Origin of the sequence: Rhodococcus sp. PML026, assembly GCF_000963615.1 — a bacterium.
GTDB lineage: Bacteria > Actinomycetota > Actinomycetes > Mycobacteriales > Mycobacteriaceae > Rhodococcoides > Rhodococcoides fascians.
The window spans coordinates 74,760-92,083 of sequence record NZ_KQ031375.1 but is presented as its reverse complement, the minus strand read 5'-3'; the positions used below and the strand labels follow the sequence as shown (position 1 = coordinate 92,083).

The window sequence follows — 17,324 nt, the reverse complement described above, 5'->3', positions numbered from 1 at the left end:
CGCAGAGCGTCACCGCTCGATCATCGTTCGGACGAGCTTGAAGCCCTGACCGATGGACACGTCGGGCAGGTAGGCCCGGCCGATTGCGTTGCCGATACTGGGCAGGGCGGCCGGATCGGCGAACGTCATGTACATCGGCTCGTAGCGCGGCTGGAATTTGGATTTGAATGCCAGCAGAGACCGGAACCCGTAGACAGGTTCGAGGGTTCGCCCGAGTACATCGAGCAACCGTTCGAGCAAGCCGGACAGCGTCGACTGCTCGGCGCTGGACACGTGCTCGGGCTGCTTCTCGTCGACTTTGGCCAGAGGTGCACCGGACAGGCTCAGGAACCTGGCCCCCTCCTGCTCGAGGAGCAGGGCGGCAGAGGCGATGAGAAACTCCATTGTCGGCCGAAAACCTTCCGACCGTCTCCGCATGAAATCGAGCGTCCACCCGACGATGACGCCGTCCTCGTAGACGGGCATCCACGACGTGACCCCGTGCACGGTTCGATGTTCGTCGACGGCAATCAGGCATCGCACGTTCTCGTCGTCGACCTCCTCGAGTCCGCCGAGGGTGAAGCCCATTTCCGGCATCCCCTTGTCTGCCACCCACTCCTCGGAGATCGCGGTGATCTGATCGGTGATGGCCAGTGGAGCGGTGGGAAACCGAATCCACTCCGCGACGACGCCTGCCTTCTTCGCTCGATTGAGCGCAGTACGAACATCCTGGAACCGCTTGCCGGTGAACGCTATTCCGTCCAGATCGAGCACGGTCTCCTCACCGACCTGGATACCGCCCCATCCCAGAGAATCGGTGATACGCCGGACGGCCGGGGTGACGGAGTAGAAACACGGAATCCACCCGTTCTTCGACGCGAACTCGGCAAACTCGACGACGTTGTCTCGCAACGATGCTCGCGGCCCGACAGGGTCACCGGTGGTCAAAGCCACGCCGGAAATGACGCGATACGCCACGTAGCTGCGGCCGTCGGCGCTGAACCAGTACTTGTTCCCGCGCCAGGTCGTCATCCACGACAGCGCCGAGCCGCTGCTCGACATCAGCACGCTGCGAGCCCGTTCGGTGGCATCGGTCTCCGGGCCGTACACCGGTGTGAGGAAGGTGCTGATCGTGAGCGCACACACCACGACCCAGAACACGACGCCGGTCCACTCGAACAGCAAGGTGGTCGGGGTGCTCTGGGGTAGAAGGGCGGGCTCGAGCCACTGCAGATAGACCGGCGGAACCAGCCTCTGCGGGAAATCGACCAGCAATCCGCCGAAGGACGGCGAGTCGGCGAAACCGCCGCGACCGAGATAGCCACCGATCGAGTAGATCAGGCCGAGTCCTACTACGGCGGCCACGACGGACGCGGCCCAGCGTCGGTACGTGCCAGCCGGTGCCGACACGTCGAAGAACTTCCGAGTGACGATCAGGACCAGCAGGACGATCAGGGGCAGAAGGAAGGGCACGGCAGTGCGGTAGGCCGTGGGAGATTCCAGCCCGTAGAACAACGATTCGTCGTCACCGGCTTCGAGGAATCGGATGGCGTAGTTCGCCACCGACAGCGCGAGCAGAACCACCTGCGAGATCACTGCCATCGCCCACGCGAACCGTCGACCGCGGCGCAAACCGTCACTGACCACCAACAGGAACAGCGACGGCATGATGCTCAGGATCGTCGGTCCGACTCCGCCCAGCCTGAGGTCGAGCAGCCCGCGGCGGCATTCCACCGGATCGGTCGTGGCATCGGCGCAGATCTCACGAACCTCGGCAGCTGTGTACGGCACGCCGCGCACCACGTCGCGAAGCACCGCGAACGGCCCCACGGCATTGGGGCTCAAGGCCGCCAGCACCGGACCGAGGGCACTGGCGGCGACGATCAGCGCGACCAGCACACGTCCTTCACGCTGCGTTCCCGCCAATCTCGGACCGCGCGCCGAGCGGCCGACGATCCACGGGCCCACGATCAGACCGATCACCGCTGCCGCCAACCGAACGACGTCCTGCAGGTGACCGCCGAACAAGGCCAGGGTCACCAGAAGGGTCAGCAGTCCGACGCGAATCCGCCTGCGCCACAGCGTGTCCATCCGCGACGTGGCAACCAGCACAACTCCGCAGACCCATGTCGTCGGGCCCACGGCCGTACCTACGTGCAGGCGGAAACCCCAATCCTCGTCGACGGTCTTCGCCAGCACGGCCAGGCCCAGCCCGAACAACGACCCCGCAACCTGCGTCACGAATGCGGCTACCGCGAACCGACGGGAACCGATACGACGTTCGATCGGGGCAGCAGCGAGGAGCACCGCAACGGTCGCCACCACGCAGCCCGCAATATTCGGCGCTGCCAGACCAGATGTCAGCGGCGTCCAGAGATGCCAGTGCTCGAACGGGACGATGCCGACCGCGAAGTACCTGTCGACCTGACCATGGCCGTCCGACACGACGGCATACATCCCCGAAAGCCAGACCACGGCGAGCAGGGTGAAGCTGACCGGGGCACCCACGGCACCGAACAGGATCAGCGACCACAATCGCCGCGACTGCCGCATCGTCGCCGAGGCGGCGGATCTCACGACGGCCACCTTCTCGGACATCCACGTCGGTGCCGCAGCATCGATCGCTTCCGTCGGACCCCCCGACTCGTCGGTGTTCACGCCGTCAGTCCTGTTCTCGTAGCCAGCCACGGCAGTTCTCGACGTAAGCCTTCGGACCACACCGCGAAGCTGTGTCCCCCTGGTACCTCCACGTACTGCACATCCATTCCAGCGGCCTTCGCCGCGTCGTACATCTCCTGCTGGCCCGGTTGGTAATCCTTGTCCTCGGACCCCACGACGAAAATACCGGCAGAGTCCGGGTATCGACGCGATTTCAGCAGGTCGAGAGGGTTGATCGCGGTGAACGCTGCGGCGTTGCCGCCGAACGCCTGCTGCACGGTTCGATCTCGATCGCCGAGGGTCGGCTCGCGCTGACCCGACAGGTCGAGAAACGTGGGATAGACCTCGGGATGACTGGTGGCCATCTGTATCGAGCACGTTCCGCCGTAGGACAATCCGCCGATCGCCCAATGAGCACGGTTTCGATCCACCTGTAGGGAGTTGTCGATCCAATCGGGAACGTCACGTGCGAGGTAGGTGGCCGCGTTGCCGAGTGTCGAATCCACGCAGAGCGGATTGGCGATCGACGAGCCGGTGCCGTCGGCCACGACCACCACCGGTGCCAAACCGGCATGATCACGCGCGAAGTTGTCCATGGTCTCGGCGAGCTTGCCCCCGTTGAACCAGTCTTCGGGTGCGCCGGGCTGGCCGGCGAGCAGTACGAGGACAGGAAGAAGCGGACGGGGATCGGCGAAATAGGCCGGCGGTAGGTAGATCTGGGCGTCTCGCGCCGTGAAGTTCGACGCGGTGGCAGTAATGGTGGCGGAGGTGACGCGGCCGGCGGAAGGCAGGCCGGCAGGTGCGGACCAGGCAAATTCCAGGGGTGTGCCGGTGACGGTGTCGGAGACCGGAGGCGGCACGTCCGAGAACGCTATGCGCTCGGCCGACTCGACACCGAGCGCATTTCCCACGGTCGGATACGCATCGAATTCGAGGTTGACGTGCAGAGCAGACGTCGCCACCACGAGTACCGCCGCCAGCACCGACAACACTGTGCCGACCACGCCGCGGGCAGCGATCGACCGTGGTACGAGTGCGAACAGGGCAGCCACACCCACCCCGATCCACACGTAGATCGAGATGTCGATCGGATCGGGGAACGGACGCCATACTTTTTCGACCACTACGTAACCGATGGCCGTGACGACGATCGCCGCGGTGGCAGCGATCGGCAGCGCACGCCTGGCGTACCGACGCGACCTCGAGACCAGCAACCACAGTCCGCCGGCGGCGCCGAGCACGGACACGATCACCGGCAGTGGCCCATCGAGCAACGACAGTGAATCGAACCACTTCACGCGAGGTCTCCACTCATCTTTCCGACTCGGCCCAGCGGCACCAACTCTCGACAGAGTATGCCCACGGACTCGCTCACGGTCACGACCCGCCGACGCCACTCGACCGCGGCTATGACCGAGACCACAGCACTAGGACGGCAGTTACTACTACGAGTAGTACGCATCCGCGTCGGACTGGCCGTAGACTCGGAGGAATGGCTGGCCTTGGTGAATTGGAACGCGCAGTAATGGACCATCTGTGGGAATCGACGGAGCCGCAGACCGTTCGTCAGGTTCACGAGGCCCTTGCGACTCATCGTGAACTCGCGTACACGACCGTGATGACGGTCCTGCAGCGTCTGGCGAAGAAGAGTTTGGTCGTCCAGCAGCGCGACGACCGAGCCCACCGCTACGCCCCGGTCCACGGTCGCGACGAGTTGGTCGCGAGCCTGATGGTCGACGCGTTGTCCCAGGCCCCCGCCTCCGGCGGTCGTGCAGCTGCCCTCGTGCACTTCGTCGGGCAGGTCGGAGCAGATGAGGCCGCCGCCCTCCGTGAAGCACTCGCGGCGCTGGAAGTGGCACAATCGACGACAGAGTCACCTTCTGCTGCAGAAGGCCGTCCGACGGACTGAGGCTCCTCGTAGTAAGTGAGGACATGAACTCCACCACTGCGCTGGTATTCGCGATACTCGCGCTGATCCTGGCTGGACCTGTGCCGGCGATGCTCGCCCGTGCGAGCTGGCCGTACCGGTCGCCTCGCGCTGCTCTGGTGCTGTGGCAGGCCATCGCCCTCGCGGCCGTGTTGTCGGCCTTCAGTTCCGGCCTGGCAATCGGCGGATTGCTGCTCGTGCCGGGCCCCGACGGCCGTCCGACCACGGCTCCGACCGACGAGATCGACGCCTTGGGCCTGCCTCTGTGGACCTTGTACGTGGTGGTGCTCGCGATCACTCTGGGCATCGGAGCGAAACTGATGTTCTCGGTGGCTCAGGTGGCGGTGCGTACCCGCCGTCGCCGCTCCCGTCATCGCATGTTGGTCGATCTGCTCGACCGGACCGACAAGAGCGACAATCCGTTCAGGAGCCTGCGTGATGCAGACATCCGGGTTCTGGACGCGGCGGAACCTATTGCGTATTGCCTGCCCGGACTACGGCAGCGGGTGGTGCTGAGCCGCGGAACGCTTGCCAGCCTCTCCGAAGCGGAGGTGACCGCGATCCTCAGTCACGAGCGATCACACCTACGATCCCGTCACGACCTCGTGCTGGAAGCGTTCACCGCGGTCAACGAGGCGTTCCCCAGAATCGTTCGTAGCAAGTCCGCCTTGAGCAGCGTTCAGCTGTTGGTCGAGCTACTGGCCGATGACACGGCGGTCAAGGTCACCGGACCCACCCCTCTCGCGCGCGCACTCGTGACGTGTGCCGGATCCACCGCACCGCGGGGTGCCATGGCAGCCGGCGGACCGCACACACTCATACGCGTCCAGCGGTTGAGCGGGCCGGGCAGCGACGTCCGGATCGCCGCTGTGGCATATCTGGCCGCCGTCGTCATACTCGTGCTGCCGACCATCTACGTCGCGATGCCGTGGCTCGAAGAGCTGAGCAAACTCCTCGGCTGATCGAGCGCCGCCACGTCAGGGGGTCACGCAGGTCACACCCATCCGGGTGAACAAATGGCGGTACGTCCCGTACAGTAGAACTCGGTCGCCATCGCGACCAAGCAATCGAAATGGCACAAACAGCCCCACTTTATGCAGGTTCGACCTGCGTACCGATGGCCAGGTGACAGTGCCCTGGCTCGTATCAATGTGTTCTGGCTGTTTTTCGTGTTTCCCTTCTCGTCGGGTCTCTCAGCTTCGGGCTTATTGGCGTGCCCGCAATCCGGAGAGGCTTTACTGCGTGACCAACGCTGTTTCCAATACCACCGTTTCCCCCGAGTCCGACTCGACGGCCGTACCGACGCCCGCAGCGGCACCGGCGTTCACATTCGCCGAGCTCGGTCTGCCCGAGGCAGTCGTCGCGGCTCTCGCTCGTAACTCGATCACCGTGCCGTCCCCCATCCAGGAAAAGGCGCTTCCCGACGCCATCGCCGGCAAGAACGTCCTCGGTCGCGCGCAGACAGGTTCGGGCAAGACCCTCGCCTTCGGCCTGCCGATCCTGCAGCGCCTGTCGCTGCACACCGATCGACCGGCCGCCAAGCGCCCGCGTTCGCTCGTACTGGTTCCCACCCGCGAACTCGCGTTCCAGGTAGTCGAGTCGCTCGCTCCCTACGCCAACGCACAGGGCCTCCGGGTCATGCCTGCCGTCGGCGGCACCCCGTTCAACAAGCAGGTCGAGCAGCTTCGCCGCGGAGTCGACGTACTGGTCGCCACTCCGGGACGACTGGCAGATCACCTGCGTCAGGGCACCTGCATCCTCGACTCCATCGAGATCACCGCGCTCGACGAGGCCGATCAGATGGCCGACATGGGCTTCCTGCCCGAGGTGCGCGCCGTACTCGCCGATACACCCGCAGACGGCCAGCGGATGCTGTTCTCGGCCACCCTCGACCGCGAGGTCCAGTCATTGGTTCGCCAGTTCCTGCCCGACCACGTCGAGCACTCCACCCAGGACGGCAAGGCCAGCGTCCGAACCATGGACCACTACGTCCTCATGGTCGACCGCGGCCAGAAGGATCTGGTGCTCTCGGAGATCGGTGCCCGTGAAGGCGGCCGCACCATCATGTTCGCGCGCACCAAGCTGGGCTGCGACGGCATCACCGATCGCCTGCGCGCCCTCGGCATCGCTGCAGAGTCGCTGCACGGCGGCAAGGCACAGAACCAGCGCACCCGAGTGCTCGAGCGATTCAAGAACGGTCGCACCCCTGTGCTCGTGGCCACCGACGTCGCGGCCCGCGGAATTCACGTCGACGGAATCGACCTGGTCGTGCACGTCGATCCGCCCGCCGACCACAAGGACTACCTGCACCGCGCCGGCCGCACGGCACGCGCTGGAGAAAAGGGCACCGTCGTCGCGATCGTGCTCCCCAATCAGCGTCGTCAGGTTCTGCGTTTGACCGGGATGGCCGGCGTCAAGGCCACCGCGGTCAACGTCTCCCCCGGTTCGGCCGAACTCAACAGCATCACCGGAGCCAAGAAGCCGACCGGTGAGCCGTTGCGTGCCGAATCCACCCCGCGTGATCGCAACAGCCGCCCGCGCACCGGTGGCTACCAGGGGTCCAACCCCCGCAGCGGTGGCTACCAGGGTTCCAACCCGCGCAGCGAAGGCGGCTACCAGGGTGACCGTCCCCGCACGGGATACCAGGGATCGAGCCCTCGCACCGGCGGCTACCAGGGATCCAACCCGCGCAGCGAAGGCGGCTACCAGGGTGACCGTCCCCGCACGGGATACCAGGGATCGAGCCCTCGCACCGGCGGCTACCAGGGATCCAACCCGCGCAGCGAAGGCGGCTACCAGGGTGACCGCCCGCGTCGCTCCGACTCGAGCTCGTACCGCGGCTCAGAGGGTCGCGGTTACGAAGGTCGCGGCTCGGACAACCGTGGCTCGGACAACCGTCGTCCCGCATCCGCCCCGCGCCAGGACGAGAACCGATCGGGTGGGTTCCGTAGCCGCACCGAGCGTCGTTCGTACGACGGTTTCGACGGGCCTGCACGCAGCCACTGATCCATTGTTCGAGGCGAAGTCCTGATTGGACGGGCTTCGTCGCTCGAACCCCGAGGTGCCGCATTCTTCGCGAATGCGGCACCTTTTTCTTCGTATCGGCCGGCGTCGCACCCGACCCAGGGGGTTGGCTCGCGCGAAATCGCGCGGCAAGGAAAGCTGTCTGTATGACCTCAGCAGCAAAAGAGACAGAACTGGCTCAGATCGGAGTCACCGGACTCGCCGTCATGGGCTCCAACATCGCGCGTAACTTCGCCCACCACGGGCACACTGTCGCGTTGCACAACCGCAGTATCGCGAAAACCGACGCGTTGATCGCCGAGCACGGTACCGAGGGCAACTTCATCCGTACCGAGACCATCGAGGAGTTCGTGGCCGCGTTGGCGAAGCCGCGGCGCGTGCTCATCATGGTGAAGGCAGGCGACCCGACCGATGCGGTGATCGAGGAACTCGCCGGTGTGATGGAGGAAGGCGACATCATCATCGACGGCGGCAACGCGCTCTACACCGACACGATCCGCCGCGAGGCGGCCATGAAGGACCGCGGTCTGCTCTTCGTCGGCGCCGGTATTTCCGGCGGCGAAGAGGGCGCGCTCAACGGCCCGTCGATCATGCCGGGTGGTCCGGCCGAGTCCTACAAGGCATTGGGACCGTTGCTCGAGTCCATCGCTGCGCAGGTGGACGGCACGCCGTGCTGCACGCACATCGGCCCCGACGGCTCCGGCCACTTCGTCAAGATGGTGCACAACGGCATCGAATACGCCGATATGCAGCTCATCGGCGAGGCGTACAACCTCTTTCGCGACGCGCTCGGGTACTCGCCTGCGCAGGTTGCAGACGTCTTCACCGAGTGGAACAAGGGCGATCTGGAGAGCTATCTCGTCGAGATCACTGCGGAGGTCCTTCGCCAGGTCGACGCGAAGACCGGGCAGCCACTGGTCGATGTGATCGTCGATGCTGCCGAGCAGAAGGGCACCGGTCGATGGACCGTCAAGGCGGCACTCGATCTCGGAGTACCCGTGACCGGCATCGCCGAGGCAGTGTTCGCACGGGCTCTGTCGGGATCGCGGGCCCAGCGCAAGGCCGCTGTCGGCCTCGCCTCGGGATCACTGGCCGACAAGCCGACCGATGCCGAGCAGTTCACCCACGACATCAGCCGGGCGCTGTACGCGTCGAAGATCGTCGCCTACGCACAGGGCTTCGATCAGATCGCGGCGGGTAGCGCCGAATACGATTGGAATCTGCATCCGGGCGATCTCGCCACGATCTGGCGTGGTGGCTGCATCATTCGGGCGCGATTCCTGAACCGCATCAAGGACGCGTACGACGTCAACGCCGAACTACCGAGCCTCATCCTGGCGCCGTACTTCCGTGACGCCATCGAGAACGCGATCGACAGTTGGCGGCGCGTCGTCATCACGGCTGCGTCGCTCGGCATCCCGGTGCCTGCGTTCGCATCCTCGCTCTCGTACTACGACGCGCTGCGTGCCGAGCGTCTGCCTGCGGCCTTGACACAGGGACAGCGCGACTTCTTCGGTGCGCACACCTACGAGCGCACCGATTCCGAGGGCAAGTTCCACACTCTGTGGAGTGGAGATCGCTCCGAGATCGAAGCCTGACATCGGTCCCTCGCCGGTGGCACCGCGCGTACTTTCGTGCGGTGCCACCGGTGTGATCGGTCTTCGCTCGCTCAGAAGGGCACCGGCCCGAGTATCGGTTGCACCACCGTCGACGGAATTCCCTCCCACGGCAGTGCACCTTCGAGGTCCCTCCAGACGGCTTGTACGGCGCTGAAGCGTCCCGTGCCGTACACGTCGGAGGCGACGTACAGGATGTCCGCACAATCCGGCACGTCGATGGCCAGAAGATCGAATCCTGCTGCTGCACAACCGATTCCGGATTCGATCTCCAACATCCCCGACGCCACCGAAGTCCCCAGCGCGTTCAGGATCATCGAGGATTCACGTGGCCCGCGTCCCGTCACGACGATTTCGGGACTGCCCAGGTCGGTGAGACCGACCGTGTAGCAGAACGCGGGATGAACGCCGTCTCGATCGACCTCCGATTCCACGTACTGCAGCGCCCACCCGAATGTCTCGATCGTTGCCCTCACGTCATCGATGTAATTGTCGACACCGAACCCTCGGCACATCTTGCACATGACTCCCCCACCTTCGCCGTGCAACCGCCCCTGCGGAGATTGCGTCTCGAACGCCATTCGAACTCACGTTCTAGGGCAAGTATTGCGTGCGGTACCGACAAGAACGGTCGAACGCGTCGTCGATCCGGCGGTAAGGTCAGCTCCATGCCGGGTCAATCCACTCGATCGTTCGCAGACCTCGGTCTCCCCGTCGTTCTGGTGCACTCCCTCAGGAATGCAGGTGCTCGCGACCCGTTTCCCATTCAGGTCGCGGCGATCCCCGATGCCCTTGCCGGACGGGACGTCCTCGGGCGCGCACCCACGGGCTCGGGTAAGACCCTGGCGTTCTCCCTGCCGATTCTCGTCCACCTCGCCGGCAAGCGAAGCGCACCTGCGGCACCGCGCGGGTTGATTCTCGCCCCCACGCGGGAACTGGCACTGCAGATTCGTGAAGTACTCGACATCCACGGTGCCACCTTCGGACTTCGAACCGTCGGCGTCGTCGGAGGTGTTCCGCTCGAACGCAACGTCCGAGATATTCAGCGCGGAGTCGACATCGTGGTCGCGACTCCCGGCCGGCTCATCGATCTCCTCCAGCGACGCTCGATCACACTCGAGCATGTCGAGGTCACCGTCATCGACGAAGCAGATCGCATGGTGGACATGGGTTTCCTGCCTCAGGTCGATTCACTGCTCGCCGCCACCCCGGCACACGGTCAGAGGATGCTGTTCTCCGCGACGCTGGACGGGGAGGTCGACGGGCTGGTCGAGAAGTTTCTGAAAGACCCCGCTGTGCACTCCACTGCGGCAGCCGTCAGCGAACCCGACATGACCCATTTCGTCTTCCGAATCGAGGCGGCCAGGAAGACCGAAGTCGCTGCTGCACTTGCCAACCGCGACGGGAAGACACTTCTGTTCCTACGGACCACCCATGCCGTCGATCGACTCACCGACGAGTGCCTCGCGCTGGGTGTGCCGGTATCGTCGTTGCACGGCAACAAGACTCAGGCGCACCGCACCCGATCGCTCGCGGCCTTCGGCGAGGGCACGTCCGTGGCTCTCATCGCAACCGACGTGGCAGCCCGCGGTGTTCACGTCGACGACGTGACGCTCGTGGTTCACGTCGATCCCCCGGTCGATTTCAAGGATTACCTGCATCGCGCCGGACGTACTGCACGTGCCGGTGCCCGCGGAACCGTCGTGACGCTGGCAACGGACGACCAGTTGGATCGCGTCCGATCGATGGCCGACGAGGCCGGCGTTGCCGCCACGATCATCGATACCGATCTGGACCAGTCCGCGTGGCGTCGACCGACGGGCGCACGCACCCCGATCGGTCGACCGCTACCGGCCTCGGTACCGACGACGAGCGGTGCTGCGGCCGACCCCCGAACTGCGCGCGGTGCGGGCCGGACGGGTACGCCGGGCAGGCGTGGGCGGAGCGATGGCACCCAGAGTCGGCGGGGTGGCGGTAGCAGAGGACGACGCGGGTGACCGCGTCCTGGCCGGCGGTCGTACTCGCGCTGATTTCGGCGTTCCTGTTCGCCTGCGCGTCGGTCGCGCAACAGAGCGCGGCCGCGTCCGTCCCCGAAGGTGAATCCCTCGTTTCGGCACTGGTGCGCAGCCCGCGGTGGTGGGTAGGGGTCCTCGGAGACGGCGGTGGCTATGCGGTTCAGATCGCCGCGCTGTGGGTCGGCTCGGTACTGATCGTCCAACCTCTGCTGGTGACAGCACTGCTGTTCGCTCTCCCGATGTCGGCAAAGCTGGTCGGGAGAACACTGCCCGCCACCACCTGGGCGCTCGCCGTGGCGATGGCCGCGGCACTCGCCGTCTTCATCGTGGTGGGCGACCCGAGCGAGGGCAATACCGACGCCCCTTTCGTGCAATGGCTCGTTCCACTGATCGCGGTGGCCGTCGTGGTCGGCTGCGCCGCCGCGGGCGGATTGCTGCTCACCTCGCCGGGAGTTCGGGCACTACTGCTCGGTGCAGCGGGAGGATTGCTGTTCGGCCTGGCGGCTGCGCTGACCAAGAACGTCACCGACCTCGTCGACGGTAACCCGGTCGAGGCGCTGACGGCCTGGCAGACCTACACGCTGATCGGATCCGGCGTCGTCGGCTTCTACCTGCAGCAGCGTGCATTCCAGGTGGGTCCGCTGTCGGCGTCGATGCCGGCCGTGACGATCTGTGAACCACTCGGCGCGGCGTTCGTCGGAGTCACTGTCCTGAACGAGCGAATCAGAACCGAGGGCGCAGCCCTGACGGTCATCGTCGTGGCCGTGGCCGTCATGATCGTCACGACGGTCCTGCTGTCGCGTACGCAGGCTGCGAACGCGTCCGAACCGACCGCTCGGGACGGGGCGTCGAACCCAGGAAGTCCATCCGACCGGTAGTCTCGATCAACGTGCAGTTCCTCGATGGTCACCAGCCGCCCTACGATCTCACCTACGACGACGTCTTCCTCGTCCCGAACCGGACCGATGTCACTTCTCGTTTCGACGTGGACCTCAGCACGGTCGACGGGTCGGGAACGACCATTCCGATCGTGGTGTCGAACATGACCGCAGTATCGGGTCGGCGGATGGCCGAGACCGTCGCACGACGCGGTGCCATTGCCGTCATTCCGCAGGACCTGCCCACCGAGGCCGTCGCCGAAACGGTCGCATTCGTCAAGAGCAGAGATCTCGTTGCCGACACACCGGTCGTTCTCGGCCCCAACGCCTCGGTCTCCGATGCGCTCGCCCTGGTGCACAAGCGCGCTCATGGATCCGTGGTGATCGTCGAGCACGGCAAGCCCGTCGGTGTCGTCACCGAGAGCGCCTGCGCGGACGTCGATCGCTTCGCTCGGCTCAGCTCGGTGGCCGCGACCGACTTCGTGCGGGTGGCCCGCAACGCCTCACCCAAAGAGGTCTTCGAGCTGATGGAGGCCGCCCACGCCCAGCTCGCGATCGTCGTCGAGGACGACGGTTCGTTGGCCGGTGTGGTGACGAACACCGGTGCCGTCCGCACCGGCATCTACGCCCCTGCCGTCGACGCGTCGGGACGGCTGCGGATCGCCGCCGCGGTCGGCATCAACGGCGACGTGGCGAAGAAGGCGACGGCACTGGTCGAGGCCGGTGCGGACGTCCTGGTGATGGATACCGCCCACGGGCACCAACAGAAGATGCTCGAAGCGTTGGCCGAAGTGCGTTCGCTCGATCTCGGCGTACCGCTCGCCGCCGGCAACGTCGTCTCCGCTCAGGGCACCCGTGACCTGGTGGCGGCGGGTGCGGACATCGTCAAGGTCGGTGTCGGCCCCGGGGCCATGTGCACCACTCGCATGATGACCGGCGTGGGTCGGCCGCAGTTCTCCGCCGTGGCCGACTGTTCGGCTGCCGCAGCCGAACTCGGTGCGTCGGTCTGGGCCGACGGCGGTGTTCGCCATCCTCGCGACGTCGCGCTCGCGCTCGCGGCCGGTGCCGCCAACGTCATGATCGGATCCTGGTTCGCGGGCACCTACGAATCTCCCGGAGACCTTCGCGTCGACGCGGCGGGCAACCGATACAAGGAAAGCTTCGGCATGGCGTCCAAGCGTGCCGTCGCGGCGCGCACTGCCACCGACGGGGCCTTCGACCGCGCCCGCAAGGCGTTGTTCGAGGAAGGGATTTCCAGTTCCCGGATGCGACTGGATCCGGATCGTCCCGGCGTCGAAGACCTCATCGATCACATCTGCGCAGGTGTGCGCAGCACATGCACCTATGCCGGGGCCCGTTCCCTGCCCGAATTGGCCGAACGAGCCGTCCTCGGAGTCCAGTCGGCCGCAGGATTTGCCGAAGGGCGCCCCCTGCCGTCCGGGTGGTAACGCACCGACACGGTTAGACTCACCCACTACGAGTTCGACGACGTTCGCTGTCGTTGCCCGCGCCGAGACGACAACGTCGACTCGGCGCGGATCGACGACGCGTCGGCCACCACCGGTGTGCCGCAACGCGAACCAGACAGAAGGGAATCAGGTGCCCGAGGCACCCACTATTTCGGTTGCCGGTTCGGCAACTGCGGAACAGCACGACGACGGTTCCACATCGGAGGGATCCTCTATCGAGCCGGGAGAGAAACCCGGCGACACCGATTTCGACAGGTCCCCGCAGACGAGCGGAGCGGTACTGCTCTCTCAACTTCGGCGGCGTTGACCTGTGGCCACTCTCGTCACCATCGTCAGCCTGATCGGCTTCGTGGCGCTGACGGCAGGTACTGCCCTCTTCGTCGCGGCAGAGTTCTCCCTCACTGCTCTCGAACGCAGTGCGGTCGAGTCTCAGGCCGAGAACGGCGACCTACGCTCGCGCCAAGTTCTGCATGCTCACAAGACGCTGTCTTTTCAGTTGTCGGGCGCGCAGCTGGGCATCACGATCACCACCCTCATCACCGGTTATCTCGCGGAGCCGGTGCTGGCAGGATTCATTCGGCCGGTGACCACCGCGCTCGGTGCCTCGGACTCTCTTGCGTCGGGCATCTCCCTCGCGGTGGCTCTGATCTTGGCCACGTCGTTCTCGATGATTTTCGGTGAACTGGTCCCCAAGAACATCGCCATCGCGAAACCGATGTCGACCGCGCGGGTCACAGCCGGAGCGATGGCCGGGTTCTCCCTGATCTTCAAATGGGCGATCAACGGACTCAACGGCTCGGCCAACTGGCTCGTGCGACGGCTCGGCATCGAACCGGCCGAGGAACTGCGTTCGGCAAGATCACCGCAGGAGCTCGGTTCACTGGTCCGAACGTCGGCCCAGCAGGGCTCGATCGACGAGAACACCGCACGTCTGGTCGACCGGTCGTTGCAGTTCGGCGACCGCACCGCCGAGGAACTGATGACTCCGCGGGTCAAGATCGAGACTCTCGCCACCGACGCGACCGTCGCCGACCTGATCGAAACCGCTGCGCGAACGGGCTTCTCTCGGTTCCCGGTGGTCGACGGCGACCTGGACGACACCGTCGGTGTCGTACACATCAAGCATGCGTTCACGGTGGCCGGAGCGGACCGCCGGTCCACCACTGTCGAGTCCCTGGCGCGCGACGTTCCGGTCGTTCCGTCGAGCCTGGACGGCGACGCTGTGATGGAACGCGTGCGAGCCGACGGAATGCAGGTGGCCCTCGTGGTGGACGAGTACGGCGGCACCGCAGGCATGGTGACGATGGAAGATCTGATCGAGGAGATCGTCGGCGACGTGCGCGACGAACACGACGAGCCGGAACTGGACGTCGCTCGTTCGGGCGACGGCTGGGACTGCGCGGGGCTGCTTCGCATCGACGAGGTTGCGTCGGCGACGGGCTATTCGGCCCCGGAAGGCGAATACGAAACCATCGGGGGCCTGGTACTGATGCAACTCGGCCGGATTCCATCAGAGGGAGACGCGGTGCTTCTACCGTCCCCGGCGACGGAGGACGTCCCCGACGGCGACGGCGGGTGGATGGCGCGCGTGATCCGCATGGACGGCCGCCGTATCGATCGTGTGCTGATCCTGCCGGTCGACGCCGAAGCAGTGGCGCGTCTGCGATCGGACGGTGAGGTCGATGGGTGACTTTCTCGGGGTAGGTCTGGCAGTTCTGCTGCTGGCCGGAAACGCCTTCTTCGTCGGTGCCGAGTTCGCACTGATCTCAGCTCGCCGTGATCGTCTCGAAGCATTGCTGGCGCAGGGCAAGAAGCGCGCGCAGAGCGTCATCGAGGCCGGTCAAAATCTGTCGCAGATGCTCGCCGCGGCACAACTCGGCATCACGATCTGCTCGATTCTGCTCGGCCGCGTCGCCGAGCCCGCGGTCGCGCACTTGATCGAGGTGCCCCTGGAGCTGGTCGGCATCCCCGGCTCGTTCCTGCACCCGATCGCCTTCGCCATCGCGCTGACGCTCGTCGTGGTTCTGCACATTCTCGTCGGCGAGATGGTCCCGAAGAACATCGCCATCGCCGGCCCGGAGAGCACCGCCATGGTGCTCGTGCCCATCCACCTGATGTTCATCAAGGTGGCGTTGCCCCTGATCTCGTTCTACAACCTGTGCGCCAACCTGACGCTGCGCATGCTTCGCATCGAGCCCAAGGACGAACTGAGTTCGTCCGTCTCGGCGGTGGAGCTGTCGCAGATGATCGGCGAATCGCGCTCGGAGGGACTGATCGACGCCGAGGAACACCGCAGATTGCGCCAGGCTCTCGAGACCTCGGGCCGAACCGTGGCCGAGGTTCTGATTCCCTCGCATCAGGTTCGGAGTATCGAGCTGTCCGGGCCGGACCACACTCTCGGTCCGACCCTCGGTTCGGTGGAACGCGCAGTCATCGAAACCGGGTTCTCTCGGTACCCGGTGCGTGATGCGAGCGGTTCCCTGGTGGGCTATCTGCACCTGAAGGACGTGCTCGACGACATGGCCGACGACTCCGCCGGCCCGGAGACCGTCATTCCCCGCAGCGATGTCAGGGCCCTGCCCGTGGTGTCCATAGACACCGTGCTCGACGACGCGCTGACGAAGCTGCGGCGCGCCAGCAGCCACCTCGGTGCCGTGCACGATGCGACCGGTGCCACGGTCGGCATCGTCGCGCTGGAGGATCTGGTGGAGGAGTTCGTGGGCACGGTTCGAGACGGGACTCACCGTGTCGCCGGTCCCCGACCGGGTCAGTCCGCACCTACCGGTACCCCGCGGAACGTCTGAATGGGCGAATCGGCAACGCTGACCGAGGCGGAGTGGACTGCCCGGCGAGACGCGCACTCGGCGCGGGTGGAGAGTCTCGTCGGCAGCTATCTGGTCGATCGCGGACACGGCAATGTGCATCCGGTGGTGGATTTCTTGTTCACCTACTACAGCCACCGCCCGGGTCAGTTGCGCCGATGGAATCCCGGCCACGGCACGGTTCTGACGGGCGATCGGGCGCGTGACTTCGCCGAGTTCGCCTCGTACGAGCAGGTCGAGACTGCGGACGGTCCAGGATTCCGGGTGCGGTCGGATCTGCTCGAGCGACGCCGGCCCAGCATCGAGTTCGTTCTGGGTCTGCTGTCGGCGACGCGGGAGCGACCGCCCCTGCTCGGCTGCTTCGGTCTGCACGAATGGGCGATGGTCTACCGCGGCGGCGACTCGGCAGTCCGGCACAGCCAGGTCCCGTTGCGACTCGGTCACGAGGGAACCGACGCCGTGGTGGACTCGATGACGTTGCGGTGCACTCACTACGACGCCTACCGCTTCTTCACCGAGGACGCGGTACCGCGTAACGCCCTCGCGTTGTCCCCCGAGTCGCGCCTGGGGTCCGAGCAGCCCGGTTGCATCCACGCGTCGATGGATCTGTACAAGTGGTGCTACAAATTGGGTCCGTTGATCGACTCGGAGTTCGTGACCGACTGTTTCGAGTTGGCGTTGGAGGCGCGAACGATCGATATGCGCGCAAGTCCGTACGATCTGAGCGAGTACCATCTCGATCCCATCCGAATCGAAACTGCGGTTGGACGGGCAGAGTACGTTCGCGCGCAGGGAGAGCTGTCGGAAAAGGCCGCTCCCCTACGCTCGGCACTGGTGGATCGGTGTCGAAATCTGCTCACCGGCGGCGGGTTCGGCGTCGGACCTACCGCCGAGTAACATCGACAGCGTTGTCGTGGGGACACCGTCACCGGTGTC

The 17,324-nt window shown here is 65.5% G+C and carries 13 protein-coding genes; 10 read left to right on the top strand and 3 right to left on the bottom strand.

The features are described 5' to 3' along the window. Nucleotides 1-9: 9 nt before the first annotated feature. Both VF34_RS16040 and VF34_RS16035 read right to left on the bottom strand, forming a co-directional pair. Nucleotides 10-2,532 carry a bifunctional lysylphosphatidylglycerol flippase/synthetase MprF gene (locus VF34_RS16040; RefSeq protein WP_032372757.1) on the bottom strand — a complete coding sequence of 841 codons (2,523 nt, stop codon included), beginning with the start codon at nucleotides 2,530-2,532 and terminating at the stop codon, nucleotides 10-12. A gap of 101 nt (nucleotides 2,533-2,633) precedes the next feature. Next, nucleotides 2,634-3,935 (bottom strand): alpha/beta hydrolase, encoded by a 1,302-nt coding sequence (locus VF34_RS16035; RefSeq protein WP_032372398.1) that lies wholly within the window; start codon nucleotides 3,933-3,935, stop codon nucleotides 2,634-2,636. Nucleotides 3,936-4,129: 194 nt separating this feature from the next. Between VF34_RS16035 and VF34_RS16030 the strand changes: the two genes are divergently transcribed. The 4 genes from VF34_RS16030 (at nucleotide 4,130) to gndA (ending at nucleotide 9,186) form a co-directional block, all read left to right on the top strand. Further along, nucleotides 4,130-4,546, top strand: coding sequence for a BlaI/MecI/CopY family transcriptional regulator (locus VF34_RS16030; protein ID WP_032366177.1), 417 nt, complete (start codon nucleotides 4,130-4,132; stop codon nucleotides 4,544-4,546). A 23-nt stretch (nucleotides 4,547-4,569) separates the two neighbouring features. Beyond that, nucleotides 4,570-5,526, top strand: a complete 957-nt coding sequence (locus VF34_RS16025) for a M56 family metallopeptidase (protein ID WP_027497150.1) — start codon at nucleotides 4,570-4,572, stop codon at nucleotides 5,524-5,526. A 280-nt stretch (nucleotides 5,527-5,806) separates the two neighbouring features. After that, complete coding sequence (locus VF34_RS16020) at nucleotides 5,807-7,570, top strand: DEAD/DEAH box helicase (RefSeq protein ID WP_032370571.1); 1,764 nt, start codon at nucleotides 5,807-5,809, stop codon at nucleotides 7,568-7,570. A 164-nt stretch (nucleotides 7,571-7,734) separates the two neighbouring features. Further along, entirely contained in the window at nucleotides 7,735-9,186 is a 1,452-nt protein-coding gene (gene gndA, locus VF34_RS16015; protein ID WP_032372397.1) for an NADP-dependent phosphogluconate dehydrogenase, read from the top strand. Nucleotides 9,187-9,257: 71 nt separating this feature from the next. Here gndA and VF34_RS16010 read toward each other — a convergent pair whose 3' ends face one another. Next, nucleotides 9,258-9,785, bottom strand: coding sequence for a DUF4262 domain-containing protein (locus tag VF34_RS16010; RefSeq protein ID WP_052053297.1), 528 nt, complete (start codon nucleotides 9,783-9,785; stop codon nucleotides 9,258-9,260). Between the two features lie 87 nt (nucleotides 9,786-9,872). Between VF34_RS16010 and VF34_RS16005 the strand changes: the two genes are divergently transcribed. From VF34_RS16005 to VF34_RS15975, 6 genes are all read left to right on the top strand, one after another. Further along, nucleotides 9,873-11,201, top strand: a complete 1,329-nt coding sequence (locus VF34_RS16005; RefSeq protein WP_032372396.1) for a DEAD/DEAH box helicase — start codon at nucleotides 9,873-9,875, stop codon at nucleotides 11,199-11,201. Beyond that, the gene (locus VF34_RS16000; RefSeq protein WP_032372395.1) at nucleotides 11,198-12,097 is read left to right on the top strand and encodes a DMT family transporter; all 900 of its coding nucleotides are present in this window, start codon (nucleotides 11,198-11,200) and stop codon (nucleotides 12,095-12,097) included. Before VF34_RS16005 ends, VF34_RS16000 begins: the two co-directional genes overlap by 4 nt. 11 nt (nucleotides 12,098-12,108) lie before the next feature. Beyond that, the gene (locus VF34_RS15995; RefSeq protein WP_027497156.1) at nucleotides 12,109-13,545 is read left to right on the top strand and encodes a GMP reductase; all 1,437 of its coding nucleotides are present in this window, start codon (nucleotides 12,109-12,111) and stop codon (nucleotides 13,543-13,545) included. 331 nt (nucleotides 13,546-13,876) lie between these two features. Then, complete coding sequence (locus tag VF34_RS15985; RefSeq protein ID WP_027497158.1) at nucleotides 13,877-15,256, top strand: hemolysin family protein; 1,380 nt, start codon at nucleotides 13,877-13,879, stop codon at nucleotides 15,254-15,256. Beyond that, nucleotides 15,249-16,370, top strand: coding sequence for a hemolysin family protein (locus VF34_RS15980; protein ID WP_032370576.1), 1,122 nt, complete (start codon nucleotides 15,249-15,251; stop codon nucleotides 16,368-16,370). Before VF34_RS15985 ends, VF34_RS15980 begins: the two co-directional genes overlap by 8 nt. After that, nucleotides 16,371-17,285, top strand: a complete 915-nt coding sequence (locus VF34_RS15975; protein ID WP_032372393.1) for a hypothetical protein — start codon at nucleotides 16,371-16,373, stop codon at nucleotides 17,283-17,285. Nucleotides 17,286-17,324: the final 39 nt, after the last annotated feature.

Coding starts and splice junctions, on each gene's coding strand:
- VF34_RS16030 (WP_032366177.1), top strand. CDS start 4,130: ATGGCTGGCCTTGGTGAATTGGAACGCGCAGTAATGGACCATCTGTGG.
- VF34_RS15975 (WP_032372393.1), top strand. CDS start 16,371: ATGGGCGAATCGGCAACGCTGACCGAGGCGGAGTGGACTGCCCGGCGA.
- gndA (WP_032372397.1), top strand. CDS start 7,735: ATGACCTCAGCAGCAAAAGAGACAGAACTGGCTCAGATCGGAGTCACC.
- VF34_RS16025 (WP_027497150.1), top strand. CDS start 4,570: ATGAACTCCACCACTGCGCTGGTATTCGCGATACTCGCGCTGATCCTG.
- VF34_RS16040 (WP_032372757.1), bottom strand. CDS start 2,532: ATGCGGCAGTCGCGGCGATTGTGGTCGCTGATCCTGTTCGGTGCCGTG.
- VF34_RS16005 (WP_032372396.1), top strand. CDS start 9,873: ATGCCGGGTCAATCCACTCGATCGTTCGCAGACCTCGGTCTCCCCGTC.
- VF34_RS15980 (WP_032370576.1), top strand. CDS start 15,249: ATGGGTGACTTTCTCGGGGTAGGTCTGGCAGTTCTGCTGCTGGCCGGA.
- VF34_RS16010 (WP_052053297.1), bottom strand. CDS start 9,785: ATGGCGTTCGAGACGCAATCTCCGCAGGGGCGGTTGCACGGCGAAGGT.